Raw genomic sequence first — 25371 nt, 5'->3', positions numbered from 1 at the left:
CTGCCGCGACATTAGTGATCCTGGGGAAAGAGCGTCAATTCGATAAACGCGACTCTGTGCGTTTATCGAACAACTTAGGCAAACAACTGCGCACTCAGGTCGCGACTGGCGCTCAAAAGACCGGGCAGGAAACGTTGCTCCAGCTCGTTGCGGCTGACCCGGCCAGCGTGAGTACTGACATTCAGCGCCGCGACCACTTGCCCGGAAGCGTCGTACACGGGAACGGCAATCGAGCGCAGGCCCTGTTCCAGTTCTTGATCGACGATGCACCAGCCTTGTTGCCGCACCTCTTGCAGGCATTCGAGCAACGCCTCGGGGGTGTGCAGGGTTCGGCTGGTCTTGGCTTGCAGCTCCGCATGATCGAGATACTCGCGCAGTGACGTATCGTCCAGCGCCGCAAGAAGAATCCGACCCATCGAGGTGCAATAGGCGGGCAGACGTCCACCCACCGACAGGTCGACGGAAATCAATCGCTGGGTGGTGGCCGAACGCGCGATGTACAAGATGTCATCGCCTTCCAGGGTGGCCATGTTGCAGGCTTCATGGAGTTGCTCGCTCATGCGGTCCAGGTAGGGCTGGGCAGAAACCGCCAGCGGAGTCGAAGACACATAGGCATGGCCGAGCGTCAGCACTTTGGGTAGTAGCGAATACGTGCGGCCGTCGGTGGTGGCGTAGCCGAGTTTGATCAACGTGTGCAGGCAACGTCGCACAGCGGCGCGGGGAATTTCCGTGCGGTGGCTGATCTGGGCAATGGTGAGATGACGTTTGCGTTCCTGGAACGCTTGCACCACGGCCAGGCCACGGGCGAGGGACGTCATGAAATCGGGGTCGCCAGTCAGTGCCTGGATCCGCTTGGCGGGCGAGGCAACAATCGGCGGCGCCACTGAAGCGAAGGAATTGCGCATTTGATCGTTCATATAAGGTCCTTTCCCACACGGATCAGCGGCTATTACATGCGGTAGCCGGCCTCTCACACAAGCCCGAGCAACCAAGACTGTTCGATTATCGAACCATCGAGCGATAATCGCAATCGACTCTCATCTGGGCCAGCCGACTGTTGTACGGGTTTTTACCCTCCTATAACCTGTTTTTACACTGGCTCGAACGAAGACTAAAAGGGTCGCTGTAGTTGCCCTAACTTGTTCGAGTTAATGGCGTCAGAAAGACATCACTGTAAAGTCGGCGTTACCGAACGACCTAGTTAGCCGTAAAAGTTGCGAGTATCCAAACATTCACACATCAAGACCCACTTTTAACTCTTTGGCGATAGTGTTCTTCGAATCGACCGCTATAATGCAATTCAGTGGCGACCGGCTTTTAATTGCCGATTCCGCTACCCGGTAGCGCGATGTTCCATTGTCGCTGCCCGCAGCAAGCGCCTGACGCTCATTTCATATGCTTCGCCAAAGCGTTCGCTGAAACAGGAAACTGATGCTACGTCAGCTGTTAATCTCTGGTGCGTGGCCGCCTGCAACATGGAAGTATTGATTTCAATGCCGTAAAAACGATGCCTTCACCGGCCTTGTCCTTTCGGCGAGCGTGGTCAATACATTTATGCAGCGCGTTTCACCAGAATTTATCTCAACTCAATCAGGTAGCACTGTGACGAAAGACGAACTGCGCGCGGAACTTGAGCGCCAGGAACAACGTTACAAGGAAGTTTACGGCGGGGAAGTCACCACCTACGCCGCTCAGCCCGAACCAGAGCGCAAACCCTGGCGTAAACGCGCCACCGTTCAGGATCAGGCTTTCACTCAAGAATTGCAGAAAATGGAAAAGGAACTCAAAGCCGAAGAGCCATAACCGCCTTGGCCTGAATTCTTTCAAGGGTCTGCGTCTGCACCCGTTAAAAGCGGGATGTATCGATGATGCCTTTCGCGCCCGCTATGAGCGGGCAGCGGCCACCTCACCTACCGGATGAGGCAAATGGCTCATGCCTGGCCCTCTTTTCAGATATTTCACACAAGCGTTCAAGCCTCTTCTTCCAACGAGGGGAACCCTTGTGGCTGCTGCCTTTCCAAAGAATTCAATGACTTGCAAAACCCGGCAAAAACCTGGGGCTTAGGCTGTCGCCACAAACTATTTCATTGAAGAATGTTACCGATGAGCACCTAGTGCATCGATTAGCAGTCTTTTCTGGCATAATCGCGCCCCCTTACGACCGGGTCAGAAAACCTTCATGATCGATTTATTCAGCGGACTGGATGCTTGGGTGCTTGTGAGCCTCTTGCTCGCCCTGGCCTTTGTCCTCGCCTTCGAGTTCATCAACGGCTTTCATGACACCGCTAACGCGGTGGCCACTGTTATCTACACCAAAGCCATGCCGCCTCATCTGGCGGTGTTCTTCTCCGGTGTGTTCAACTTTCTCGGCGTGCTGCTGGGCGGTGTCGGCGTGGCGTATGCCATCGTCCACCTGCTGCCGGTAGAGCTGCTGATCAATGTGAACACCGGTCACGGGCTGGCCATGGTGTTCTCGCTGCTCGCCGCCGCCATCACCTGGAACCTGGGCACCTGGTACTTCGGTATCCCGGCTTCCAGCTCCCATACGCTGATCGGTTCGATCCTCGGTGTCGGCCTGGCCAACGCGTTGATCAACGATATTCCGTTGGCTGATGGCGTGAACTGGCAGAAAGCGATCGATATCGGTGCGTCCCTGGTGTTCTCGCCGATGGCCGGATTTCTGGTCGCAGCCCTGATATTGATCGGCCTTAAATGGTGGCGTCCGCTGTCGAAGATGCACAAGACGCCAGAACAGCGCCGCAAGATCGATGACAAGAAACACCCGCCGTTCTGGAACCGCCTGGTGCTGGTGATTTCGGCGATGGCCGTGAGCTTCGTGCACGGCTCCAACGATGGCCAGAAAGGTATCGGCCTGATCATGCTGGTGCTGATCGGTATCGTGCCGGCGCAGTTCGTGCTCGACCTGGGCAGCACGACTTACCAGATCGAGCGGACTCGCGACGCGACCTTGCACCTGAGCCAGTTCTACAAGCGCAATGCCGATACGCTGGGTGAATACCTGGCCTTGGGCAAAAGCGTGGAAGGCGATCTGCCGGAGAAATTCCGTTGCAACCCGCAACAGACCGAACCGACCATCACCGCCCTGCTCGGCACCCTCAAGGGTGTGGCCGACTACCACTCGCTGCCGTCGGAAAGCCGCATCGAAGTGCGTCGTTATCTGCTCTGCCTGGACGACACGGCGAAGAAAGTCGGCAAGCTGCCAGGCCTCCACGCCCGCGAAAAGGCTGACCTGAACAAGCTGCGCAAAGACCTGACCACTACCACCGAATACGCCCCGTTCTGGGTGATTCTGGCGGTCGCCCTGGCACTCGGCCTGGGCACCATGGTCGGCTGGAAACGCGTGGTACTGACCATCGGCGAGAAGATCGGCAAGCAGGGCATGACTTACTCTCAAGGCATGTCGGCACAGATCACTACCGCGAGCCTGATCGGCATGGCCAACATCTTCAGCCTGCCGGTGTCCACCACCCACGTCCTGTCCTCGGGCGTGGCCGGCACCATGGTTGCCAACAAAAGCGGCCTGCAAGGCGGCACCGTCAGAACCATCCTGCTGGCCTGGGTCCTGACCCTGCCGGCGACAGTGAGCCTGTCGGCCGGCCTGTTCTGGCTGGCATCGAAGGCACTGGGCAGCTGATACATAGCCGCACAAAAAAGGCGCGTTCCGTAAGGTTCGCGCCTTTTTTATGGCTGAAAACTTCTCTACACCACCGAACAATTGTGGGAGCGGGCTTGCTCGCGAAGAGGCCATAACATTCGACATCTATGTTGGCTGCCAAGCCGCCTTCGCGAGCAAGCCCGCTCCCACAGTAGATCTGTGTACCCCGATAGAAAACTGCGGACAAAAAAAAAGGCAACCGAAGTTGCCCAAAATGCCTTGCGTGCTCATTGCTTCCAGAAAGACCTACGGTTTGCGCTTATGCGAATCCTTCCAGATAAAAAATCCAAACCCTGCAAAAAACATAACCATGAGGCCGACAGTCAGCACTCCGGCGATCACCACGTTGTCGAAAAACATGACTGGCCTCCTGCAGTTGCCTTATTGCGATAGGGCTAAGTTAACCAATCAAGCAGGAAAGAAAATTGACCGGGATCAATGTCGCCCGAGACTGGGCGTAAAGGAGGGGAAATAACTGACCTGCATCAAACGATGCAGGGTGTTTCAACGCTTTTTCGGTTTGTTCTTTGGCTTCTTCTTCGCTTTACCCAACGGCATGGCTTGCTCGAACGCCTGGCGTACTTCGTTCAGGCGCTTTTCATTAAGGTCATGAACCCGCTTGGCGCGTTCAGAGTTGAGGTCGATCAGCTTGTCGTCTTGGCTCATGGTGCTCAGTGCATCGTATGGCAGGGTTGTCGTAATAATGAGGTCTGACGGCAGCGCTGACCAGCCGCAACCTTAAATCTGGATATCGACCCACACCCCCTGGCGCGGCTGATCTTCCATCAACGGCGCGACCGGCACAGTATTGTCAGCATTCAATTCGGTACCGGGAATCGCCAGATGCTCCTCCGGATCTTCATCGGCCTCACGACGACGCCGTTCCCGCTCCTGCTTGCGTCGCTGTTCCTCGCGCAGCTGAAAAGCCGCTTCCTCAGGATCGCGCTGTTGCAGGTCAATGGTGCTTTCATTGGAGCTTTCCTGCACCGGCACGACAGGCGGAATATCCGGGCGCTGGCGGATCGGGTCCTGCTGTGACGTGATCGGCACGGCACTCAGGGGGAGCATCGGTGGCAGCATAATTATCAGTCTCCTGTCAGCAGGCTGTCGGCTGCGGGGATGGCGACTTGAGCCATCGGTCGCAAACTGTGACCGGTTTGGCACGGATTGGTGCCCCGACCGGCAAGCATCGCATCGCTGGGCTAACGTAAGACTGCGAGTTTTTATGAGAGTCCTTTGGCCCTGAAGCCCTGATTCCGTTAAGATAGCCCGCTTTTTCAAGGTGGGAGTCAGGCAGCATGGCGCAGCAGTATCAACCGGGGCAACGCTGGATCAGTGACAGCGAAGCCGAGCTGGGTTTAGGCACCGTTCTGGCACAGGACGGCCGCTTGTTGACCGTGCTCTATCCGGCCACTGGCGAGACTCGCCAGTACGCGCTACGGAATGCGCCCCTCACCCGCGTGCGGTTCTCGCCGGGTGACTCCATTACTCACTTCGAAGGCTGGAAACTGACCGTCCAGGAAGTCGACGACGTCGACGGCCTGCTGGTTTACCACGGCCTCAACGCGCAGAACGAAGTGGTCACCCTGCCGGAAACCCAGCTGTCGAACTTCATTCAGTTCCGACTGGCCAGCGACCGTTTGTTCGCCGGGCAGATCGACCCACTGGCCTGGTTCTCCCTGCGCTACAACACCCTGGAACACACCAGCCGCCAGTTGCAATCCTCGCTCTGGGGCCTGGGCGGCGTGCGGGCGCAGCCGATCGCGCACCAACTGCACATCGCCCGTGAAGTCGCCGACCGCATCGCGCCACGCGTCCTGCTGGCGGACGAAGTGGGCCTGGGTAAAACCATCGAAGCCGGTCTGATCATCCATCGCCAACTGCTTTCGGGCCGCGCCAACCGCGTGCTGATCCTGGTTCCGGAGAACCTTCAGCACCAGTGGCTGGTCGAGATGCGCCGCCGCTTCAACCTGCAAGTCGCCCTGTTCGACGAAGAACGCTTCATCGAAAGCGATGCCGCCAACCCGTTCGAAGACACCCAGCTCGCGCTGGTTGCACTCGAGTGGCTGGTGGACGACGAGAAGGCTCAGGACGCGCTGTTCGCGGCAGGTTGGGACATGATGGTCGTCGACGAAGCGCACCATCTGGTGTGGCACGAAGAAAAAGCCAGCCCGGAGTACTCGCTGGTTGAACAACTCGCCGAAGTCATTCCCGGCGTGTTGCTGCTGACCGCCACCCCGGAGCAACTGGGCCAGGACAGCCACTTCGCGCGTCTGCGCCTGCTTGACCCGAACCGTTTCCATGACCTGCACGCCTTCCGTGCCGAGAGCGAAAACTATCGCCCGGTGGCTGAAGCCGTGCAGGAGCTGCTGGACAAGGGGCGCCTGTCGCCGGAAGCGCACAAGACCATTCACGGTTTCCTCGGCAACGAAGGCGAAGCCCTGCTGACCGCCGTCAACGATGGCGACATCGAAGCCAGCGCCCGTCTGGTCCGCGAACTGCTCGATCGCCACGGCACCGGCCGCGTGCTGTTCCGTAACACCCGCGCCGCCGTGCAGGGTTTCCCGGAACGCAAACTGCACCCGTACCCGCTGCCGTGCCCGGACGAATACCTCGAACTGCCATTGGGCGATCACGCCGAGCTGTACCCGGAAGTCAGCTTCCAGGCCCAGCCAGACGCCAATGAAGAAGAACGCTGGTGGAAATTCGACCCGCGCGTCGAGTGGCTGATCGATCAGCTGAAAATGCTCAAGCGCACCAAAGTGCTGGTGATCTGCGCCCACGCCGAAACCGCCATGGACCTGGAAGACGCCCTGCGCGTGCGTTCCGGCATCCCGGCCACGGTCTTCCACGAGGGCATGAACATCCTCGAGCGTGACCGCGCCGCCGCCTACTTCGCCGACGAAGAATTTGGTGCACAAGTGCTGATCTGCTCGGAAATCGGCAGTGAAGGTCGCAATTTCCAGTTCTCGCACCACTTGGTGCTGTTCGATCTGCCGTCGCACCCGGACCTGCTGGAGCAGCGTATCGGTCGTCTGGACCGGATCGGCCAGAAGCACATCATCCAGGTGCACGTGCCGTACCTGGAAACCAGCCCGCAAGAGCGCCTGTTCCAGTGGTACCACGAAGCGCTGAACGCGTTTCTCAACACCTGCCCGACCGGCAACGCCTTGCAGCATCAGTTCGGCCCACGCCTGCTGCCACTGCTGGAAAACGCCGACGACGGCGAGTGGCAAGCGCTGATTGACGAAGCCCGCGCCGAGCGTGAGCGTCTGGAAGCCGAGCTGCACACCGGTCGCGACCGCTTGCTGGAACTCAACTCCGGCGGCGCTGGCGAAGGTGATGCGCTGGTCGAGGACATCCTCGAGCAAGACGACCAGTTCGCCCTGCCGATCTACATGGAAACCCTGTTCGACGCGTTCGGTATCGACAGCGAAGACCACTCGGAAAACGCCCTGATCCTCAAGCCGAGCGAAAAAATGCTCGACGCCAGCTTCCCGCTGGGCGACGACGAAGGCGTGACCATCACTTACGACCGCAACCAGGCGCTGTCTCGCGAAGACATGCAGTTCATTACCTGGGAACACCCGATGGTTCAGGGCGGCATGGACCTGGTCTTGTCCGGTTCCATGGGCAACACCGCCGTGGCGCTGATCAAGAACAAGGCGCTGAAACCTGGCACCGTGTTGCTGGAATTGCTCTATGTCAGCGAAGTGGTTGCCCCGCGCTCGCTGCAACTGGGCCGTTACCTGCCGCCGGCGGCCCTGCGCTGCCTGCTCGATGCCAATGGCAACGACCTGTCGGGTCGAGTGTCGTTCGAAACCCTGAACGATCAACTGGAAAGCGTACCGCGCGCCAGCGCCAACAAGTTCATCCAGGCCCAGCGCGATCAGCTGACGCCTCGGATCAACGCCGGTGAAGAGAAGATCACCCCGCGTCACGCCGAGCGTGTGGCTGAGGCGCAGCGTCGCCTGGCCGCCGACACTGACGAAGAACTGGCGCGCCTGACCGCCTTGCAAGCGGTCAACCCGACGGTGCGCGACAGCGAACTGGTTGCCCTGCGCAAACAACGCGAGCAAGGCCTGGCCATGCTCGATAAGGCGGCGCTGCGACTGGAAGCGATTCGGGTGTTGGTGGCGGGTTAAGTCCCCTGCTCCACCGCTAAAACAAAAGGCCCGCAGCGATGCGGGCCTTTTTTTGTCTGGCTGGTTGTTGATGTGCTGCTGATGGCCTCTTCGCGAGCAAGCCCGCTCCCACAGGGGATTTGTTGACGCAACAGATCCCCTGTGGGAGCGGGCTTGCTCGCGAAGGCGATCACGCAGTCGCTACAGAAACCCCTGGCTCAACCACCGCCACCAACCCTTCCTTCATCCGCTTGGCATCGCGCACAAAACACCGCGAAGCCAGGAACAGAAACACCATGGTGAAAAACAGCGCCACCGGGATCAGGTACATCGCGTCATGCAAGCCGACAGCCTTGAACGCCTCAGTCATCTGTTCAGCACCCGCCGCCAGCATCGCCGTATGCGCAAAGTGATCGGACAAGGCGCCCACCACTACTGGGCCCAAACCGCCACCCAGCAAATACAACCCGGCAAAGAACAGCGCCACGGCCGTGGCCCGCAAGCGCGGCTCGACTACGTCCTGAATGGCGGTGTAAACGCAGGTGTAGAAATTGTAGGCAAACAGCCAACCCACACTGAACACCGCCACAAACACCCCGATCTCGATCCGCCCGGAATGCAGTGCCCAAGCGGTGCACACCGTCGAGATGATCATGCTGAATGCCGCAAACAGCAGACGACCACTGGCCACCCGCTGGTGAATCTTGTCAGCGACCCAACCGCCCAGCGTCAGGCCGAACAACCCGGTCACGCCGACGATCACCCCCGTCGCCACCGCCGCTTCCTGCAACGGCATCAAGAAATATCGCTGCAGCATCGGCACCAGAAACGAGTTGCAGGCATACGTGGCGAAGTTGAAGCACAGGCCCGCCATCACCAGCCACAAGAAAGTCGGCACCGCCAGCACCCGACGGATCGGCCGGTCCACGCGTTCCTGCGAAACCTGCACGCTTTCCGCGGCGCCGCGTTTCGGTTCCTTGATGAAGAACATGAAGATCGCCAGGATCAGCCCCGGCACCGCCGCGATGAAGAACGGTGCGCGCCAGCTGTCGAACACCTTGACCATCCAGCCAATGGTAAAGAATGCCAGCAACAGCCCCAAGGGTAGCCCGAGCATGAAAATGCCCATCGCCCGCGCCCGGCGGTGGGCCGGGAACAGGTCGCCGATCAGCGAGTTGGCGGCCGGTGCGTAACTGGCTTCACCAATGCCGATGCCCATGCGCACGATCAGGAAACTCCAGAAACTGCCCACCAGACCGTTGACCGCTGTCAGCCCGCTCCATGCCGCCAGGCCCCAGCCCATCAATTTGCTGCGCGAACCGGTATCGGCCATACGCCCCAAAGGCAGACCGGCAATCGCATAGACGATCGTGAATGCGGTACCGATGATCCCCAGCTGAAAGTCGCTGAGGTGCCATTCCATGCGGATCGGCTCGATGATGATGGCCGGAATGGTGCGGTCGAAGAAATTGAACAGGTTGGCGAGGAACAGCAGGAACAGAATGCGCCAGGCATTCGCCGCTTGGGTCGAGTTCTGCATGGGTCCGTCTCATTTATTGTTATTGGGGCTTCACTGCCAGTGCATCCGAGCCCGGAACCTGCAATTTAGTCAGGCCCGCCAGAGCTGTCTGTCATTATTTGTAAAGCTGATAGCGCCTCATGTAATGAGACACCGTTCATGCGACATTTTATTTCTAGATACTCTGCGACTCATTCCAAAATAGTCAAAAGCAATGTGCCACTACCGCTTGCACTTTGTGCATGGCACCTATACTCCAATGCATTCGCCAGGTTCATGGTGTCGGCCAGAAGGGCAAATGCGGGGCGTACGATGGAGTGGCCTGCTTTATATTTCACGACTCAACTGCCCGAGAGCGGGCAGGTCATACTCAATTGCGCCCATAATCCCTTTCTGGTGTTCCTGGCCTATGTGGTTGCGTGTGCGGCCGGCTTCGCCACGCTGGACATAGCCGAACGGGTTGGCCATGCAGAGAAATCCGCGACCCAACGCCTCTGGTGCTGGGTCGGTGCCGGGAGTCTGGCGGGCGGTATCTGGGCCATGCACTTCATCAGCATGCTGGCGCTCCAGGCACCGATCGAAATCCATTACCAACTGCCCATCACCGTGATCTCGCTGTTGTTCGCACTGACGGCCTCGTGGCTGGCGATGCACACCCTCAGCCATCCTCATCTGAATTTCTGGCAATACTTACGGGCTGCGGTGTGGATCGGCCTGGGCATCGCGACCATGCACTACGTGGGCATGGCCGCCATGCGTTCGAATGCGACGGCCTATTACCAACCCTTCCTGTTCGCCCTCTCCATCGTGATCTCGATTGGCGCCAGCCTGGCCGCACTGCTGATTTCCAGTCACCTGCGTGAAGGCAGCGGTGTGTCTCATCAACTCCTCAAATACACCGCCAGCCTGGTGCTCGGGGCTGGCATCGTCAGCATGCACTTCACCGGCATGGCGGCGCTCAGTCTGGTGCTGCCCGACGACAGCCTCCAGCCGCTGCCCGGCGATAACAACCACCTGCAACTGGGGCTGACGGTGGCGGCGATCACGTTGCTGATCATCGGCAGCAGCATTAGCGCAGCACTCGCCGGCAAGAAGCTGCAACACAAGGAGAGCGACCTGCAGAGGGTCAACAACCTGCTCAGTCAACTGGACCAGGCGCGAATGTCCTTGCAACTGGTTGCGCACTACGACGCATTGACCAACCTGATCAACCGCCGGGGCTTCAATCAGATCTTCGCCGAGAAGCTGATCGAAAAAGCCAACGAAGGCGGCATGCTGGCGGTGATGTTCCTCGATATCGATCACTTCAAGCGGATCAACGACAGCCTGGGTCATGACGCCGGCGACGAATTGCTCAAAGTCCTGGCCAGCCACATCAAAAGCTCGGTGCGCGGCCACGACGACGTGGTGGCGCGCTTCGGTGGCGACGAGTTCTGCGTCCTCATCGGCCTGCGTGATCCTGAAGAAGCGCGGCTCATGGCTCAGCGCATCATGCTGAAAATGAAAGATCCCATCGAGCTGGCCGGACGAAGCGTGGTCATGACCACCAGCATCGGCATCAGCCTGTTCCCGCAAGACGGCAATACCTGCGAAGAGTTGTTGAAAAACGCCGACCTGGCGCTGTACCAATCCAAGGACAGCGGTCGCAATGGCCTGAATTTTTTCAGTCCACACTTGAAAAGCCGCGCCACGCTGGAACTGCAACTGGAAGAAGAACTGCGGCATGCCCTGCGCAAAGACGACGGGTTGATACTGTATTACCAACCGATCTATGACCTGAAAAATGGCCGAGTCACCAAACTCGAAGCATTGATTCGTTGGCAACACCCGGTTCACGGGTTGCTGGCACCCGATCGATTCATTGCTATTGCCGAAGCCAACGGCCTGATCGCCGAACTGGATAACTGGGTGTTGCAAAAAGCTTGCGAAGATTTGGGTGAACTGTCCCGCCAGGGTTGCGAAGAACTCACGATCGCTGTGAACTGCTCGCCCCTCAGCCTTGCGCGCGAGGAGCTGGTCAATGAAATCGAACACGCCCTGCGCGTCACCGGGGTGGCGCCACAGCGACTGGAACTGGAAGTGACCGAAAACGCGCTGATGAGCAACCTCGCCAACACCCTGGTGTTGCTGAGGCAGATCTGTGCCCTGGGGGTCTCGCTGTCGATCGACGATTTCGGCACCGGTTATTCATCCCTGGCCTACCTCAAGCGTCTGCCGCTGAACACGCTGAAGATCGACCGTTCGTTCATCCAGGACATTCCCAAGGCCACCCAAGACATGGAAATCGTCCAGGCAATCATCATCATGGCGCACACGCTGCATTTGCAGGTGGTCACCGAAGGCGTCGAAACCCCTGAGCAGTACGCGTTTCTGGAGCGCAACGGCAGCGATTTCGTGCAGGGTTACCTGCTCAGTCGACCGGTGCCGCTGGCGGAGTTGCATCCGGCGCTGAACGAGATCAACCAGCGCAAACACGCGCGCACCGTCAGTCCTCTGAGCCTGACTCGCGGTACAGCTGCACTAACGTCGACGGATCCTTTTGCAAATAACCCTGGCTTCCATGCAGGCGCATCAGTTGTGCGGCCAATCCGCTGATCGGTGTGGCCGCGCCTTGTTCACGGGAAAAACTCACCGCAGCGTCCAGATCCTTGAGCAACGTGCGTACGTGCCATTTCACGGGTTCGAAACAGCTGCCGGCCATTTGCGGGGCGAGGATTTGCAAGGGTTTTGAATCGGCGAAACCGCCGGTCAGGGCTTCGGCAATCATGCTGGCATTGACCTGGGAACGTTCAGCCAACGCCACCACTTCGGCAATCACTAGCGCATTGCAGGCAACAATCATCTGATTGCAAACCTTGGTCACCTGTCCGGCCCCGACTGCCCCCATGTGCGTCACGCGCTGGCCAACGGTTAGCAACACCGGGCGCACGCGCTCAAGATCTGCCGTTGTGCCGCCAACCATGATCGCCAGGCTGCCAGCCTCGGCGCCAGACACACCGCCAGACACGGGCGAGTCCATCCAACTCATGCCGGTTGTGTTGATCAGCGCCTTGGCCATTTCCCGGGTCGCCGTGGGTTCCAGGCTGGAAAAATCCACCAGCACTTGGCCCCTTTTTGCTCCCTCGGCAAGGCCAGTCGGACCAAAAACCACCTCACGAACCACCGAAGTGTCCGCCAGGCACAACATCACCACGTCGGCGTGCTGACACAGTTGCGCAGGCGTGGCGACTTGCCGTGCGCCGGCCTCGACCAACGGCGCGCACTTTTCCGGGTTGCGGTTCCATACGGTCAGCGGATAACCCGCCGCCAGCAGACGCCGGCACATCGGTAAGCCCATCAGGCCGATCCCGGCAAACCCGAGCGAAGGTAACGCTGCCATCATTTGGCCTCCTTTTTGATTAAAGATCATCGAATATTGGCCGATTCATCATGACTTAGGAAAGGATTCCCCCGAGCGATGCTCAGGCCAAGGCCCTGACACTTGGGCCAAATACGCGCCAAAAAAAGACGCGAGATCCCATCCGTGATGGTTCGACGACATCGTGTCGCCAACCAACCAGCCCAGGTACATGGCGCACAATGAATTCTAAAAACAATCCGGCCCCTGCGATATCCGATCTGACGCTGAGCCCTGCGGCGAACAGCCCCGCACCCTCGAAGCCATTGACGCCATCGCGCCCGTTGGCGACTCAGCAATACCTCTACTTCACCGAAACCAATACCGACCGCATCCTCGATAATCTCGACGGCCTGCGCGACATGGTGTTCCCGCGCCCACCGCACCTGGAAGGCGACAGCGAACAGCACAGCGATCAGGAATTCCCGTCGGTATGCCTGATCGGCCTGGGCCGCTGCGGTTCGAACATCGCGCTGGACGTGGCGGAGCTGGTGTACAACGCCCGCAAGTTCTACCTCAACGAATTCAATAACGAAGACCGCCTGTCGCCGGACAAGCGCTTCGCCGAAAAAGGCTACAGCCCGGCACAGTGGATTCGCAACAACCTGCGTCTGGGGTCGAACAAGGCCACCAAACCGGTGTTCCTGGTAGAACCGCTGGTCATGCTTGGCGACCTGGACAAAGACATCGCCGGCCGTATCCGTTTCTCGCGCAAGGGTGAAAAAAGCGGTTTCCTGCGCGACTACAGCAAAATGAAAATCATGGACTTGTCGGAAGTCCACGCCGGTGGCGCCGGTAACGCGCCGATCCTCGGTCAGTATCTGGCCAAGATCATCCTGAACAAGGACACCCAGCGTTTCTCCAGCCCTGACTGGAAGATGATTCACTCGTACCTGATCGACAGCTGCGGCATCAAGGCCAACCAGTCGCGCCTGTATTTCTCGATCTTCAGTGCTGGCGGCGGTACCGGTTCGGGCATGGCCTCGGAATTCGGCCTGGCCCAGCAGCACTCGTACATGAACAAGACGTTCGACACCAAGCCGATGGATGAACACGACAGCAAAAGCGGCCATGCCTTCGTCTTCGAGCCAATCTTCACCAGCGGTATCTGCGTGCTGCCGAACATTTCCGACCACCGAAGCGAAATGTCCGAGGCGCTGCACATCAACGCCGGTCGCCTGCTGTGCAAGTACCTGTCGGAAGAGTGGGACTTCTCCTACAACTTCGCCAATGAAGACAGCAGCGAAGCCAGTGTCATGGGCCGTATCCGTCCATGGAACGCCATGATGCTGATCTCCAACGACATCATGCGTTATGCCGAAGAAAGCGATGACGGCAACATTCAGAACATCGACGTCAACGCGATGGAAAAGCACGCCAACCAATACATCTCACAGCAGATCTTCAACATTCTGACGGCGCAGGCGGTCACGACTGACTACGACCAGAACTATTTCCGTCGCGCCGGCATCGACATTGGCGAAACCATTCGCCTCGACGCCAACGACCTGTTCATGAGTCTGGCCGGCCCGGTAGCAATTGCCTACGCCGAGTCCGTGGTGCCGGAAACCCCGCCGCCGAGCAGCGACAAGTTCAAGGTGTTCGAGAAAGAACCGCAGCGCCTGAACATCGACGACCTGTTCTTCCGCTCCATCGACCTGCCGCACTTCAACAAAGTGACCCAGGCGATCGAAGGCATCAGCCTGTTGCCGATCGAGTCCAAGCGCTATCGCGCCTCGCTGGAGCAGTACAAGAATTCGGGCTATGACGCGGCCGCATTGCACGATCTGCACTTCTTCAAGAACTGCTCGTCGGTGGTCTCGATCGTTTCGTTGCCCAAAGACTACAAGTTGTCCTACATGGACCTGAACCGGTTGAAGACTCACCTCAACAGCCTGTTCCCGAACACCACGCTCAAGCGTTATGCGCTGGTAATCGGCGCCTCGGCCAACCTGTCGCTGACTACCCTGATCGCCAAGAGCCCGTGCCTGTCGGACGACTTCCTGACGCTGATCGTGGCCTTCATCAAGCGTTGCTTCGCGAAAAACCCGTACCGCTTTGACGATACCCTGGATAACTCGATCCTGGACTTCATCATCAACGAAGAATTCGACGAAGGCCTGATCGACGACTTGCTCAACGAATTCGAGAACCCGGCGAAGATTCTCGACACCAATTGGTACGCGATCAAACCGATGTACGAGAAGAAGTACCGCGAGCTGATCAACGACAAGGACAAGTTTGTCTCGATCAACGACATTCGCTTGTCGCGCGATTGCGTGAAGAAGGCGATCAAGTACTTGCGCGAGATCTACCGTCACCGGATTGGCAAGACCAAGGTTATTTCGCTGAATAACCATACTGGCAAAACCGCTTAAGGGGGTATGCCTGAAAAGATCGCAGCCTTCGGCAGCTCCTACGGGCTGCGGTTCACATGGCACCCGTGTCGCGACACTGTCCATGTAGGAGCTGCCGAAGGCTGCGATCTTTGATTCTTCTGCTCTGTTTCTCAACATTCAGAAACAATTAAGCAGGCATCAGGCTGCTCATAAAACTGTTCCCGTTACGTTTACGTCACCCTCGCCAAGACCCTTCTGTAGCCTTTCTCTACGGCAACATGCCATCACGCTACTCGGCTACACACTTTTATCCGATGAAGCCACGCACCAATAAAGTGCAAGCCGTCAGTTCGTCGGCCTTTCCTGGATCAGAATCCATGGTGAAACGACCACTGCCCACAGCTGCGGATCGCGTTCGAAAAGATCCAGCGCCCGCGTTTCAGACAGCTTGGCGACTTTGTCCGCGGCCAGCCAGGCAGCCACTTTCTCGCCTTCATCAGTCGCCACTGCCTCCGCTGCGGCGATCAAATCCAGACCGGGGTCGACCCACAATAGGGCACCCTTGGCGAAAAACGGCTCCAGCTCTTTCCAGGTAATAGATGCGGTTTCACCAAGCAGCTTGGCATAGAGGGTGCTAGGTTCTTGAGTCATGGGTCCTGTCCGGAAAATAAACTGACGCAATCATAACGTCGGTGGTCTGGCAGAAAAACCCGGATGCAATTGAGTGATCGATCGAAAAGTGCAGGAAAGCCAAGGATTGCTGTTCATTCAGCCTGAACCCCGCCGCGATTCTGTCTTTTTCTTTCAATAAAGCGACACCCTCTGGTTTTGCCCCCTGACGCCAGCTTCCCAGGCTAACAATTGGCGCTCTACACTGTACCGGTACAGTTGCCGGGGGCATTTACCGGAGGATATCGAAGATATCTGACCCGGTTCTGCTGCTACGGCGCCAGGACTATAAAAACTACAACAGTAAGAGTGGAGCACTATGACTAAGGCTACTAAGCAGATTTCCAAACTGTTTGCCGCTATGGTTCTGGCCGGGGTTGCCAGCCATTCGTTCGCAGCTGACACCATCAAGATCGGCATCGCCGGCCCTAAAACCGGTCCTGTAGCCCAATACGGCGACATGCAGTTCAGTGGCGCCAAAATGGCCATCGAACAGATCAACGCCAAAGGCGGCGTAGACGGCAAGAAACTCGAAGCCGTTGAATACGATGACGCCTGTGATCCAAAACAAGCGGTAGCGGTCGCGAACAAAGTCGTCAACGACGGCGTCAAGTTCGTGGTTGGTCACCTGTGCTCCAGCTCCACCCAACCGGCTTCGGACATTTACGAAGACGAAGGCGTGATCATGATCACCCCGGCTGCCACTAGCCCGGACATCACCGCCCGTGGTTACAAAATGGTGTTCCGCACCATCGGTCTGGACAGCGCCCAAGGCCCTGCCGCCGGTAACTACATCGCCGATCACGTAAAACCGAAAATCGTTGCTGTCCTGCACGACAAACAGCAATACGGTGAAGGCATCGCCACCGCCGTTAAAACCACACTGGAAGGCAAAGGCGTCAAGGTTGCCGTGTTCGAAGGCATCAACGCCGGCGACAAGGATTTCTCTTCGATCATCCAGAAACTCAAACAAGCCAACGTCGACTTCGTCTACTACGGCGGCTACCACCCTGAGCTGGGTCTGATCCTGCGCCAGGCGGATGAGAAAGGCCTGAAAGCCAAGTTCATGGGTCCGGAAGGCGTGGGTAACGACTCGATTTCGCAGATCGCTCAGAAGGCCTCCGAAGGTCTGCTGGTGACCCTGCCGAAATCCTTCGACCAGGATCCAGCCAACATTGCCCTGGCTGACGCCTTCAAAGCCAAGAAAGAAGACCCGAGCGGTCCGTTCGTGTTCCCGGCCTACTCGGCGGTGACCGTGATCGCAGACGGTATCAAGGCTGCCAAGAGCGAAGACGCTGCCAAAGTGGCTGAAGCTATCCACGCCGGCACGTTCAAAACCCCGACTGGCGACCTGAGCTTCGACGCCAAGGGCGACCTGAAAGACTTCAAATTTGTGGTTTACGAGTGGCACTTCGGCAAACCGAAAACTGAAGCCAAGCCTCAGTAAGGCCTTGCCTGACTGACTGCCAATAAAGCCCACGGCGTGCCGTGGGCTTTGTTTTACAAATGTATTGGGCCGTGCTGGCGTGATCCGCCAGCCTCCCCACCTGAAAATCTCAAAACCGTCATCAGCGGTTCGCTGGCAAACCTCGCGTTCGAAGTGGATGCAGATCCACGGGGCTCGAGCGGGAAAATGACTCCACCAGTGAAATGCGTATCAGGTTTTTAGGAGCGCTGTAATGCCTGACATCTATCACTTCCTCCAACAGCTGGTTAATGGCCTGACCATTGGCAGCACGTATGCCCTGATCGCCATCGGCTATACGATGGTTTACGGCATCATTGGAATGATCAACTTCGCCCACGGCGAGGTGTACATGATCGGCTCCTACGTGGCGTTCATCGCCATCGCCGGGCTGGCCATGCTGGGACTCGACAGCGTTCCGCTGTTGATTACCGCTGCTTTCATCGCGACCATCGTCGTGACCAGTGCCTACGGTTACAGCATCGAACGCGTCGCCTACCGCCCCTTGCGCGGCAGCAACCGTCTGATCCCGCTGATTTCCGCCATCGGCATGTCGATCTTCCTGCAGAACACGGTTCTGCTGGCGCAAGACTCCAAGGACAAATCCATTGCCAACCTGATCCCCGGCAGCTTCACCTTCGGGCCAGGTGGCGCACATGAAGTGCTGATTTCCTACATGCAAATCGTGGTATTCGTGGTGACCTTCGTCGCCATGCTCGGCTTGACAATGTTCATCTCCCGCTCTCGTCTCGGACGTGCCTGCCGCGCCTGTGCCGAAGACATCAAGATGGCCAACTTGCTGGGCATCAATACCAACAACATCATCGCCCTGACCTTCGTCATCGGGGCCGCATTGGCGGCCATCGCGGCCGTCTTGTTGAGCATGCAATACGGTGTGATCAACCCGAACGCCGGGTTCCTCGTTGGACTCAAGGCGTTCACCGCAGCGGTACTGGGCGGTATCGGCAGCATCCCGGGAGCCATGCTCGGCGGGCTGGTATTAGGGGTGGCGGAAGCCTTTGGTGCCGATATCTTCGGCGACCAGTACAAGGACGTCGTGGCTTTCGGCTTGTTGGTTCTGGTTCTGTTGTTCCGGCCGACCGGCATCCTGGGCCGTCCGGAGGTTGAAAAAGTATGACTAGGAATCTTAAACAGGCACTGTTCAGTGCTTTGCTGGTGTGGGCCGTGGCCTACCCGGTATTGGGTCTGAAACTGACCATCGTCGGCATCCACCTCGAAGTGCACGGCACCAGCAGCGCCACACTGATCACTATCGCGGTGTGCTCGGTGCTGATGTTCCTGCGGGTGCTGTTTGACCAGCAGATCAGTTCGGCCTGGCGTTCCTCGCCCAACATGCCGTTGATCCCGGCCAAGACCAGCAACTTCCTGACCCTGCCGACCACCCAGCGCTGGATCATCATTGCGTTGATCGTCGGTGCTCTGGTCTGGCCGTTCTTCGGCTCTCGCGGTGCGGTGGATATCGCCACGCTGGTGCTGATCTACGTGATGCTCGGCCTCGGCCTGAACATCGTGGTCGGCCTGGCCGGCCTGCTCGACCTGGGTTACGTCGGCTTCTATGCCGTCGGGGCGTACAGCTATGCATTGCTGTCGCACTATCTGGGTCTGGGCTTCTGGATCTGTCTGCCGATCGCCGGCCTCATGGCGGCCACTTTCGGCTTCCTGCTCGGTTTCCCGGTACTGCGTCTGCGCGGCGACTACCTGGCCATCGTGACCCTGGGCTTCGGTGAAATCATTCGTCTGTTCCTGCGTAACCTCACCGATATCACTGGCGGCCCGAACGGCATCAGCAATATCGAGAAGCCGACGTTCTTCGGTCTCACCTTCGAGCGCAAAGCGGCCGAAGGCATGCAGACGTTCCACGAGTACTTCGGCCTGGCCTATAACTCGATCAACAAGGTGATTTTCCTGTACCTGGTTGCACTGTTGCTGGCCCTGGCTGCGCTGTTCGTGATCAACCGTTTGCTGCGCATGCCGATCGGCCGTGCGTGGGAAGCGTTGCGTGAAGACGAAATCGCCTGCCGTGCGCTGGGTCTGAATCCTACGGTCATCAAGCTTTCCGCCTTCACCCTGGGCGCCGCCTTCGCAGGTTTCGCCGGCAGCTTCTTCGCTGCCCGTCAGGGCCTGGTAACACCGGAGTCGTTCACCTTCATCGAGTCGGCGATCATTCTCGCCATCGTCGTATTGGGTGGCATGGGCTCGCAGCTGGGCGTAATCCTCGCTGCCGTGGTGATGATCCTGCTGCCGGAAATGATGCGTGAGTTCAGTGAGTACCGCATGTTGATGTTCGGCGCCTTGATGGTGCTGATGATGATCTGGCGTCCTCAAGGCCTGCTGCCCATGCAACGTCCTCACATGGAGCTGCGCAAATGAGCCGCGAGATCCTTAAAGTCGAAAATCTGAGCATGCGCTTCGGCGGCTTGCTGGCGGTCAACGGCGTAGCCCTGAGCGTGAAAGAAAAACAGGTGGTTGCGTTGATCGGCCCTAACGGCGCCGGCAAAACCACGGTGTTCAACTGCCTGACCGGTTTCTATAGACCGAGCGGCGGCAGCATCCTGCTGGACGGCGAGCCAATCGAAGGCCTGCCCGGCCACAAGATCGCCCTCAAAGGCGTGGTGCGCACGTTCCAGAACGTGCGGCTGTTCAAGGACATGACCGCGGTCGAGAACCTCTTGATCGCCCAGCACCGTCACCTGAACACCAACTTCCTGGCTGGCCTGTTCAAGACCCCGGCGTTCCGCCGCAGCGAGCGCGAGGCCATGGAGTTCGCCGAGTACTGGCTGGAAAAGGTCAACCTCAAGGCGTTCGCCAATCGTCCGGCCGGCACCCTGGCCTACGGTCAGCAACGTCGTCTGGAAATCGCTCGCTGCATGATGACCCGTCCGCGGATCCTCATGCTCGACGAACCGGCCGCCGGCCTGAACCCGAAGGAAACCGAAGACCTCAAAGCGCTGATCAGCATGCTGCGTGAAGAGCACAACGTCACCGTGCTGCTGATCGAACACGACATGAAACTGGTCATGAGCATTTCCGACCACATCGTCGTGATCAACCAAGGCACGCCTCTGGCCGACGGCACGCCGGAACAGATCCGCGATAATCCTGAAGTGATCAAAGCCTACCTGGGGGAAGCGTAAATGCTGCAATTCGAAAACGTTTCCACTTTCTACGGCAAGATCCAGGCCCTGCACAGCGTCAACGTGGAAATCCGTCAGGGCGAAATCGTCACCCTGATCGGCGCCAACGGCGCAGGCAAATCCACTCTACTGATGACCCTCTGCGGCTCGCCGCAGGCCCACAGCGGCAGCATCCGCTACATGGGTGAAGAGCTCGTGGGGCAGTCCTCGGCGCAGATCATGCGCAAGAGCATCGCCGTGGTTCCGGAAGGCCGTCGGGTGTTTTCCCGTCTGACCGTGGAAGAAAACCTCGCGATGGGCGGATTCTTCACCGACAAGGGTGATTATCAGGAGCAGATGGACAAAGTCCTCGGACTTTTCCCACGCCTGAAAGAACGCTTCGCCCAGCGCGGCGGCACCATGTCCGGTGGCGAACAGCAAATGCTCGCCATCGGCCGTGCGCTGATGAGCAAACCCAAGTTGCTGCTGCTCGACGAACCTTCGTTGGGCCTGGCACCGATCATCATCCAGCAGATCTTCGACATCATCGAACAGCTGCGCAAGGATGGCGTGACGGTGTTTTTGGTGGAGCAGAACGCCAACCAGGCGCTGAAAATTGCTGACCGTGCGTACGTTCTGGAGAACGGCCGGGTGGTGATGCAAGGCACTGGGGAAGCGCTGCTGACTGATCCGAAAGTGCGTGAAGCGTACTTGGGTGGTTGAGTCTTTGCGGTAAACAAAAAACGGCCTTCGGGCCGTTTTTTTATGCCTGACTCAAACCCCAAAACAACGAAAATCCGACGTGGGAGCGAGCCTGCTCGCGAATGCAATTTCACATTCAACAGAAATGTTGTCTGCCCTACCGCTTTCGCGAGCAGGCTCGCTCCCACAGGGATCTATGTGGTGTGCTGGAGTCGATCCAGTGCCTCGCCACTGCGCTTGAACCAGCCAATCAGATAATCAGCCAGCACTTGCGTACGTTTCGGCAATCCACCCTGATAGGGATGCACCAGGTACATCGGCATGCGACGCGTCTGATAATCGCGCAGGAGCCAGCGCAAACGCCCGTCAGCCAATTCCGCTTGCAGTAAATAAGAGGGCAGACGGGCGATGCCGGCTCCGGCCAGTGCCGCTTTCTTCAGCAAGCTGTAATGGTTGCTGGCGAACGGTCCGGAAACCCGCACACGCAACAATTCGTGCTGCTGGTGATAGAGCCATTCTTCACGGCCGCTGTAATGACTGTTCAGCAAGCAGCGATGTTCAGCCAGCGCCTGGGGCGTCATCGGTTCGCCGTATTGTTCGAGATAGGCCGGGCTGGCGCAGGTCATCTCATGCCAGGCCAGCAGCGGTCGGGCGACCAGGCGCTCGTCATTGCCCACCTCGGAGCGAACCGCCAGGTCAAAGCCGTCGCGGGACAAATCACGGTAGCTGTTACTCAGGTCCAGCTCGATCTGCACCTCGGGATATTTGCCAGAAAACTCCAGCAACAAGCCATCGAAGAAGGTTTCCCCTAGCGATACCGGAACGGTCATACGCACCGGCCCGACCATGTCGTCCTTCAGCCGCGTCAATGCCTGACGCGCCCTTTCCACTTGGACTACGAGCGCCTGAGCCTGAGGCAGCAACGCCGCACCCGCCGCGGTCAGGCTCAAGCGGCGGGTGGTGCGTTGCAACAGGATGACGGAAAACCGCGATTCCAGCTGGCTGATGCGCTTGGACAACTGGCCCTTGCTGCACCCCAATTGCTGTGCCGCCAGCGTAAAACTCCCCGCTTCAATCAATATCGCGAACGCCGCCAGATCATCCATTTCGCTCATGGATTGTTTCCATTTGAAAACCAAAGGTTGCCTATTAGCGCGCTTATCAATGGAAAAAACCACTTTAGACTGAGACCTCATTCAAATCACTCGGGGATCAGCAGTATGAAAATTCTTTTGATAGGCGCAGGCGGCACCATCGGTTCGGCGGTCGACAAGGAGCTGTCCGAGCGTCACGAGATCATCCGCATCGGCCGAAACAGCGGTGATTACCATGTGGATATCAGCGACAGCGCCTCGATTCGCAAGCTGTTCGAACAGACCGGCAAGTTCGATGCTCTGGTCTGCGCCGCCGGCAACGTGACCTTCGCGCCCTTAAGCGAAATGACCGAAGACAGCTTCGCGCTGGGCCTGAAAGACAAGTTGATGGGCCAGGTCAATCTGCTGCTGATCGGCCGCGAGTACGCCAACGACGGCGCCTCGTTCACCTTCACCACGGGCGTCCTCAGCCACGACCCGATTCGCAGCGGCGCCTCGGCAGCGCTGGTCAATGGCGCCCTGGACAGCTTCGTCCGCGCCGCCGCCATCGAACTGCCTCGTGGTCTGCGCATCAATTCGGTGAGCCCGAACGTGCTGGTCGAAGCCATGGGCAAATACGCGCCGTACTTCCGCGGCTACAAGCCAGTTCTGGCAACCGATGTGGCATTGGCCTACGCCAAAAGCGTAGAAGGCTTGCAAACAGGTCAGACCTTTCACGTGGGCTAAGCCCTTGTGATGAACGGTCAGGCTGAGTAACGTGGCGACACTTGTCTGGAGACTCAAAGATGCGTGTTGCCCGTTCCTTAGTCCTTGTTGCCCTGCTTCCGCTATTCGCCGCTTGCCAGTTGTTTGAAGGCCCGCGTGAAAGTGCCTCCCACGTGGGCCAGACCCGCCTGCAGGGCCAGTTGACGGCGGCCGATGGCAAGCTGTTGTTCCAGCCGTGCAATGAGCAACGTAGTTACGTGGTCAACGACTCCGGCGGCACCAGCGTCCTGCAAGAGGCCGCGACCCTGGCCGATGCCAAGGGCAAGCTGTTTGCCGACGTGCGCGGCCGGATTGTTGCCAGTGGTGCCGACAGCCGCCTCGATCTTGAGCAGCTGTACCGCGTCGAGCGCTCGGGCACCGCGTGCAACGACCCCAACTTCAAACTGCTGATCCTGCGCGCCGCCGGCCATGGGCCTGAGTGGAACGTGAAAGTCAGCGGCAAAGGCATGGTCATCGACCGCGCCGGTCAGCCATCGTTGGCCGTACCCTACGTCGAAGAACAATTGGGCGATGGCCGCTTCAACCTCAGCACTGAAGTCAATAACCAGCACATTGAATTGTGGGTTGCACCGCAACGTTGCGTCGACAACACCACCGGCAGCGTCCAGCACATGAGCGCCGAACTGCGCATCGACGGCCAGGTTCAGCGTGGCTGCGGGTATTTCGGCGGATCGCGTAACGACTGATCGTTTTAGCCTCACGGGAATCATTCTTTGAGGCTTATAATCGCGGGCTTCAAACGCCTTGGCGCAGTTGTGCGCCCCGCGAACCGGATCCTGTCATGTTACGAATCACCGAACTCAAGCTGCCGATCGACCATCCCGATGAAGACCTGCGCCCTGCCATCGTGCAGCGCCTGGGCATCACCAGTGATGACTTGCTCGATTTCACCTTGTTCAAGCGCAGCTACGATGCGCGCAAAAAATCCTCCGAACTGTGCTTCATCTACACCATCGACCTTAACGTTCGCGATGAGGCAGCGGTGCTGCACACGTTCGCCGGCGACCGTAACGTCAACGTGGCACCGGATGTCAGCTACAAAGTGGTCGGCCAGGCGCCGGCTGATCTCGAGCAACGTCCTGTCGTCGTGGGTTTCGGTCCGTGCGGGATTTTCGCCGGGCTGCTGCTGGCGCAAATGGGCTTCAAGCCGATCATCCTCGAGCGTGGCACCGAAGTGCGTCAGCGCACCAAGGACACCTGGGGCCTGTGGCGTAAAAGCGTGCTTAACCCGGAATCCAACGTGCAGTTCGGTGAAGGCGGCGCGGGGACATTCTCCGACGGCAAGCTCTACAGCCAGATCAAGGATCCGAAGTTCATCGGGCGCAAAGTCCTGCATGAGTTCGTCAAGGCCGGTGCGCCGGAAGAAATCCTCTACGTCAGCAAACCGCACATCGGTACGTTCCGTCTGACCGGCGTTGTAGAGAACATGCGCGAGCAGATTCGCGCGTTGGGTGGCGAAGTGCGCTTCCAGCAGCGGGTTACCGACGTGTTGATCGAGGACGGCCAACTGGTCGGCGTCGAGCTCAATGGCGGCGAGCAGATTCATTCGAAACACGTGATTCTGGCCCTCGGCCACAGCGCCCGGGACACCTTCCGCATGCTGCATGGCCGTGGCGTTTTCATGGAAGCCAAGCCGTTTTCGGTGGGTTTCCGCATCGAACACCCGCAGTCGCTGATCGACCGTGCGCGTCTGGGCAAGTACGCCGGCCACCCGAAACTCGGGGCTGCCGACTACAAACTGGTGCACCACGCCAGCAACGGACGTTCGGTCTACAGCTTCTGCATGTGCCCGGGCGGCACCGTGGTGGCGGCGACGTCCGAGCCGGGCCGTGTGGTCACCAACGGCATGAGCCAGTACTCGCGTAACGAGCGTAACGCCAACTCCGGGATCGTCGTCGGGATCACCCCGGAAGTCGATTACCCGGGCGGCCCGCTGGCGGGTATCGAGTTGCAGGAACGCCTGGAATCCCACGCCTTTGTGCTGGGCGGCAGCAACTATGAAGCGCCGGCGCAACTGGTCGGCGACTTTATTGCCGGCAAGCCGTCCACCGCGTTGGGCAGCGTAGAACCGTCCTACAAACCGGGCGTTGCCTTGGGTGATTTGGCGTTGGCCTTGCCCCCGTTCGCCATCGACGCCATTCGTGAAGCGTTGTCTGCGTTCGAGAAGCAGATTCGCGGTTACTCGCTGCACGACGCCGTGTTGACCGGGATCGAGACGCGTACGTCTTCGCCGCTGCGGATTACCCGTAACGAGTCGATGCAAAGTTTGAACGTGAAAGGCTTGTTCCCGGCGGGTGAAGGCGCGGGTTATGCGGGCGGGATTCTGTCGGCGGGTGTCGATGGGATTCGGATTGCCGAAGCCGTGGCCCGCGACATCCTTGGCCTCGAGGCTTAAGCTTTAACATCAAAATATCGCAGCCTTCGGCAGCTCCTACAGGGTGTTCACCGTCCCATGTAGGAGCTGCCGAAGGCTGCGATCTTTTTGCT

The 25371-nt window shown here is 58.7% G+C and carries 21 protein-coding genes; 13 read left to right on the top strand and 8 right to left on the bottom strand.

Going from position 1 to position 25371, the window contains the following annotated elements; genetic code table 11:
* Window positions 1-74: 74 nt before the first annotated feature.
* Window positions 75-917: a pca regulon transcriptional regulator PcaR gene (gene pcaR / locus ACYZTX_RS08955; protein ID WP_008147316.1), complete on the bottom strand. Its 843-nt coding sequence runs from the start codon at window positions 915-917 to the stop codon at window positions 75-77.
* Between the two features lie 685 nt (window positions 918-1602).
* Here pcaR and ACYZTX_RS08950 point away from each other — a divergent pair.
* Window positions 1603-1803 carry a hypothetical protein gene (locus ACYZTX_RS08950; protein ID WP_007935837.1) on the top strand — a complete coding sequence of 67 codons (201 nt, stop codon included), beginning with the start codon at window positions 1603-1605 and terminating at the stop codon, window positions 1801-1803.
* Between the two features lie 376 nt (window positions 1804-2179).
* Entirely contained in the window at window positions 2180-3655 is a 1476-nt protein-coding gene (locus ACYZTX_RS08945; RefSeq protein WP_462033761.1) for an inorganic phosphate transporter, read from the top strand.
* Between the two features lie 267 nt (window positions 3656-3922).
* On the opposite strand, the gene ccoM is transcribed toward ACYZTX_RS08945, so the two are convergent.
* The 3 genes from ccoM to ACYZTX_RS08930 all read right to left on the bottom strand — a co-directional run bounded on the left by ccoM (window position 3923) and on the right by ACYZTX_RS08930 (window position 4756).
* On the bottom strand, window positions 3923-4036 hold the full coding sequence (ccoM, locus tag ACYZTX_RS08940; protein WP_282381713.1) for a cytochrome c oxidase subunit CcoM: 114 nt from the start codon (window positions 4034-4036) through the stop codon (window positions 3923-3925).
* Between the two features lie 144 nt (window positions 4037-4180).
* Entirely contained in the window at window positions 4181-4342 is a 162-nt protein-coding gene (locus ACYZTX_RS08935; RefSeq protein ID WP_007935839.1) for a hypothetical protein, read from the bottom strand.
* Window positions 4343-4414: 72 nt separating this feature from the next.
* On the bottom strand, window positions 4415-4756 hold the full coding sequence (locus tag ACYZTX_RS08930; protein WP_462033760.1) for an aspartate-semialdehyde dehydrogenase: 342 nt from the start codon (window positions 4754-4756) through the stop codon (window positions 4415-4417).
* Window positions 4757-4974: 218 nt separating this feature from the next.
* Here ACYZTX_RS08930 and rapA point away from each other — a divergent pair, with 218 nt between their 5' ends.
* On the top strand, window positions 4975-7821 hold the full coding sequence (gene rapA, locus ACYZTX_RS08925) for an RNA polymerase-associated protein RapA (RefSeq protein WP_462033759.1): 2847 nt from the start codon (window positions 4975-4977) through the stop codon (window positions 7819-7821).
* 169 nt (window positions 7822-7990) lie between these two features.
* On the opposite strand, the gene ACYZTX_RS08920 is transcribed toward rapA, so the two are convergent.
* Window positions 7991-9340 carry a spinster family MFS transporter gene (locus tag ACYZTX_RS08920; protein WP_462033758.1) on the bottom strand — a complete coding sequence of 450 codons (1350 nt, stop codon included), beginning with the start codon at window positions 9338-9340 and terminating at the stop codon, window positions 7991-7993.
* A gap of 291 nt (window positions 9341-9631) precedes the next feature.
* On the opposite strand from ACYZTX_RS08920, the gene ACYZTX_RS08915 reads away from it, so the two are divergent.
* Window positions 9632-11914, top strand: a complete 2283-nt coding sequence (locus tag ACYZTX_RS08915; RefSeq protein ID WP_462033757.1) for a putative bifunctional diguanylate cyclase/phosphodiesterase — start codon at window positions 9632-9634, stop codon at window positions 11912-11914.
* On the opposite strand, the gene ACYZTX_RS08910 is transcribed toward ACYZTX_RS08915, so the two are convergent.
* The gene (locus ACYZTX_RS08910) at window positions 11805-12701 is read right to left on the bottom strand and encodes an NAD(P)-dependent oxidoreductase (protein WP_462033756.1); all 897 of its coding nucleotides are present in this window, start codon (window positions 12699-12701) and stop codon (window positions 11805-11807) included. The two genes, ACYZTX_RS08915 and ACYZTX_RS08910, sit on opposite strands and share 110 nt — an antisense overlap.
* A 197-nt stretch (window positions 12702-12898) precedes the next feature.
* Here ACYZTX_RS08910 and ACYZTX_RS08905 point away from each other — a divergent pair, with 197 nt between their 5' ends.
* Entirely contained in the window at window positions 12899-15094 is a 2196-nt protein-coding gene (locus ACYZTX_RS08905; protein ID WP_462033755.1) for a hypothetical protein, read from the top strand.
* Between the two features lie 306 nt (window positions 15095-15400).
* On the opposite strand, the gene ACYZTX_RS08900 is transcribed toward ACYZTX_RS08905, so the two are convergent.
* Entirely contained in the window at window positions 15401-15706 is a 306-nt protein-coding gene (locus ACYZTX_RS08900; RefSeq protein ID WP_462033754.1) for a DUF2288 domain-containing protein, read from the bottom strand.
* A gap of 337 nt (window positions 15707-16043) precedes the next feature.
* Here ACYZTX_RS08900 and ACYZTX_RS08895 point away from each other — a divergent pair, with 337 nt between their 5' ends.
* The 5 genes from ACYZTX_RS08895 to ACYZTX_RS08875 all read left to right on the top strand — a co-directional run bounded on the left by ACYZTX_RS08895 (window position 16044) and on the right by ACYZTX_RS08875 (window position 21046).
* The gene (locus tag ACYZTX_RS08895; RefSeq protein ID WP_462033753.1) at window positions 16044-17171 is read left to right on the top strand and encodes a branched-chain amino acid ABC transporter substrate-binding protein; all 1128 of its coding nucleotides are present in this window, start codon (window positions 16044-16046) and stop codon (window positions 17169-17171) included.
* A gap of 232 nt (window positions 17172-17403) precedes the next feature.
* On the top strand, window positions 17404-18327 hold the full coding sequence (livH, locus tag ACYZTX_RS08890) for a high-affinity branched-chain amino acid ABC transporter permease LivH (protein ID WP_010462578.1): 924 nt from the start codon (window positions 17404-17406) through the stop codon (window positions 18325-18327).
* On the top strand, window positions 18324-19580 hold the full coding sequence (locus ACYZTX_RS08885) for a high-affinity branched-chain amino acid ABC transporter permease LivM (RefSeq protein ID WP_462033752.1): 1257 nt from the start codon (window positions 18324-18326) through the stop codon (window positions 19578-19580). Before livH ends, ACYZTX_RS08885 begins: the two co-directional genes overlap by 4 nt.
* Complete coding sequence (livG, locus tag ACYZTX_RS08880; RefSeq protein ID WP_462033751.1) at window positions 19577-20344, top strand: high-affinity branched-chain amino acid ABC transporter ATP-binding protein LivG; 768 nt, start codon at window positions 19577-19579, stop codon at window positions 20342-20344. The genes ACYZTX_RS08885 and livG overlap by 4 nt, the downstream gene beginning before the upstream one ends.
* Window positions 20345-21046 carry an ABC transporter ATP-binding protein gene (locus ACYZTX_RS08875; protein WP_462033750.1) on the top strand — a complete coding sequence of 234 codons (702 nt, stop codon included), beginning with the start codon at window positions 20345-20347 and terminating at the stop codon, window positions 21044-21046.
* A 173-nt stretch (window positions 21047-21219) separates the two neighbouring features.
* Here the strand turns inward: ACYZTX_RS08875 and ACYZTX_RS08870 are convergent, their stop codons facing one another.
* Window positions 21220-22140 carry a LysR family transcriptional regulator gene (locus ACYZTX_RS08870; RefSeq protein WP_462033749.1) on the bottom strand — a complete coding sequence of 307 codons (921 nt, stop codon included), beginning with the start codon at window positions 22138-22140 and terminating at the stop codon, window positions 21220-21222.
* 105 nt (window positions 22141-22245) lie between these two features.
* Between ACYZTX_RS08870 and ACYZTX_RS08865 the strand changes: the two genes are divergently transcribed.
* The 3 genes from ACYZTX_RS08865 to ACYZTX_RS08855 all read left to right on the top strand — a co-directional run bounded on the left by ACYZTX_RS08865 (window position 22246) and on the right by ACYZTX_RS08855 (window position 25279).
* Window positions 22246-22845, top strand: coding sequence for a short chain dehydrogenase (locus ACYZTX_RS08865; RefSeq protein ID WP_462033748.1), 600 nt, complete (start codon window positions 22246-22248; stop codon window positions 22843-22845).
* 59 nt (window positions 22846-22904) lie between these two features.
* Window positions 22905-23570 carry a COG3650 family protein gene (locus tag ACYZTX_RS08860; RefSeq protein ID WP_462033747.1) on the top strand — a complete coding sequence of 222 codons (666 nt, stop codon included), beginning with the start codon at window positions 22905-22907 and terminating at the stop codon, window positions 23568-23570.
* Window positions 23571-23665: 95 nt separating this feature from the next.
* Window positions 23666-25279 (top strand): NAD(P)/FAD-dependent oxidoreductase, encoded by a 1614-nt coding sequence (locus tag ACYZTX_RS08855; protein ID WP_462033746.1) that lies wholly within the window; start codon window positions 23666-23668, stop codon window positions 25277-25279.
* Window positions 25280-25371: the final 92 nt, after the last annotated feature.

It is taken from the genome of Pseudomonas sp. MDT1-17, from assembly GCF_054898105.1.
The sequence above is the reverse complement of the archived record's forward strand: the minus strand, read 5'-3'. Positions and strand labels throughout refer to the sequence as shown.

Excerpts from the sequence above, each read along its gene's own strand:
- pcaR (WP_008147316.1), bottom strand. The coding sequence starts at position 917 with ATGAACGATCAAATGCGCAATTCCTTCGCTTCAGTGGCGCCGCCGATT.
- ACYZTX_RS08945 (WP_462033761.1), top strand. The coding sequence starts at position 2,180 with ATGATCGATTTATTCAGCGGACTGGATGCTTGGGTGCTTGTGAGCCTC.
- ccoM (WP_282381713.1), bottom strand. The coding sequence starts at position 4,036 with ATGTTTTTCGACAACGTGGTGATCGCCGGAGTGCTGACTGTCGGCCTC.
- ACYZTX_RS08935 (WP_007935839.1), bottom strand. The coding sequence starts at position 4,342 with ATGAGCCAAGACGACAAGCTGATCGACCTCAACTCTGAACGCGCCAAG.
- ACYZTX_RS08930 (WP_462033760.1), bottom strand. The coding sequence starts at position 4,756 with ATGCTGCCACCGATGCTCCCCCTGAGTGCCGTGCCGATCACGTCACAG.
- rapA (WP_462033759.1), top strand. The coding sequence starts at position 4,975 with ATGGCGCAGCAGTATCAACCGGGGCAACGCTGGATCAGTGACAGCGAA.
- ACYZTX_RS08920 (WP_462033758.1), bottom strand. The coding sequence starts at position 9,340 with ATGCAGAACTCGACCCAAGCGGCGAATGCCTGGCGCATTCTGTTCCTG.
- ACYZTX_RS08915 (WP_462033757.1), top strand. The coding sequence starts at position 9,632 with ATGGAGTGGCCTGCTTTATATTTCACGACTCAACTGCCCGAGAGCGGG.
- ACYZTX_RS08910 (WP_462033756.1), bottom strand. The coding sequence starts at position 12,701 with ATGATGGCAGCGTTACCTTCGCTCGGGTTTGCCGGGATCGGCCTGATG.
- ACYZTX_RS08905 (WP_462033755.1), top strand. The coding sequence starts at position 12,899 with ATGAATTCTAAAAACAATCCGGCCCCTGCGATATCCGATCTGACGCTG.
- ACYZTX_RS08900 (WP_462033754.1), bottom strand. The coding sequence starts at position 15,706 with ATGACTCAAGAACCTAGCACCCTCTATGCCAAGCTGCTTGGTGAAACC.
- ACYZTX_RS08895 (WP_462033753.1), top strand. The coding sequence starts at position 16,044 with ATGACTAAGGCTACTAAGCAGATTTCCAAACTGTTTGCCGCTATGGTT.
- livH (WP_010462578.1), top strand. The coding sequence starts at position 17,404 with ATGCCTGACATCTATCACTTCCTCCAACAGCTGGTTAATGGCCTGACC.
- ACYZTX_RS08885 (WP_462033752.1), top strand. The coding sequence starts at position 18,324 with ATGACTAGGAATCTTAAACAGGCACTGTTCAGTGCTTTGCTGGTGTGG.
- livG (WP_462033751.1), top strand. The coding sequence starts at position 19,577 with ATGAGCCGCGAGATCCTTAAAGTCGAAAATCTGAGCATGCGCTTCGGC.
- ACYZTX_RS08875 (WP_462033750.1), top strand. The coding sequence starts at position 20,345 with ATGCTGCAATTCGAAAACGTTTCCACTTTCTACGGCAAGATCCAGGCC.
- ACYZTX_RS08870 (WP_462033749.1), bottom strand. The coding sequence starts at position 22,140 with ATGAGCGAAATGGATGATCTGGCGGCGTTCGCGATATTGATTGAAGCG.
- ACYZTX_RS08865 (WP_462033748.1), top strand. The coding sequence starts at position 22,246 with ATGAAAATTCTTTTGATAGGCGCAGGCGGCACCATCGGTTCGGCGGTC.
- ACYZTX_RS08860 (WP_462033747.1), top strand. The coding sequence starts at position 22,905 with ATGCGTGTTGCCCGTTCCTTAGTCCTTGTTGCCCTGCTTCCGCTATTC.
- ACYZTX_RS08855 (WP_462033746.1), top strand. The coding sequence starts at position 23,666 with ATGTTACGAATCACCGAACTCAAGCTGCCGATCGACCATCCCGATGAA.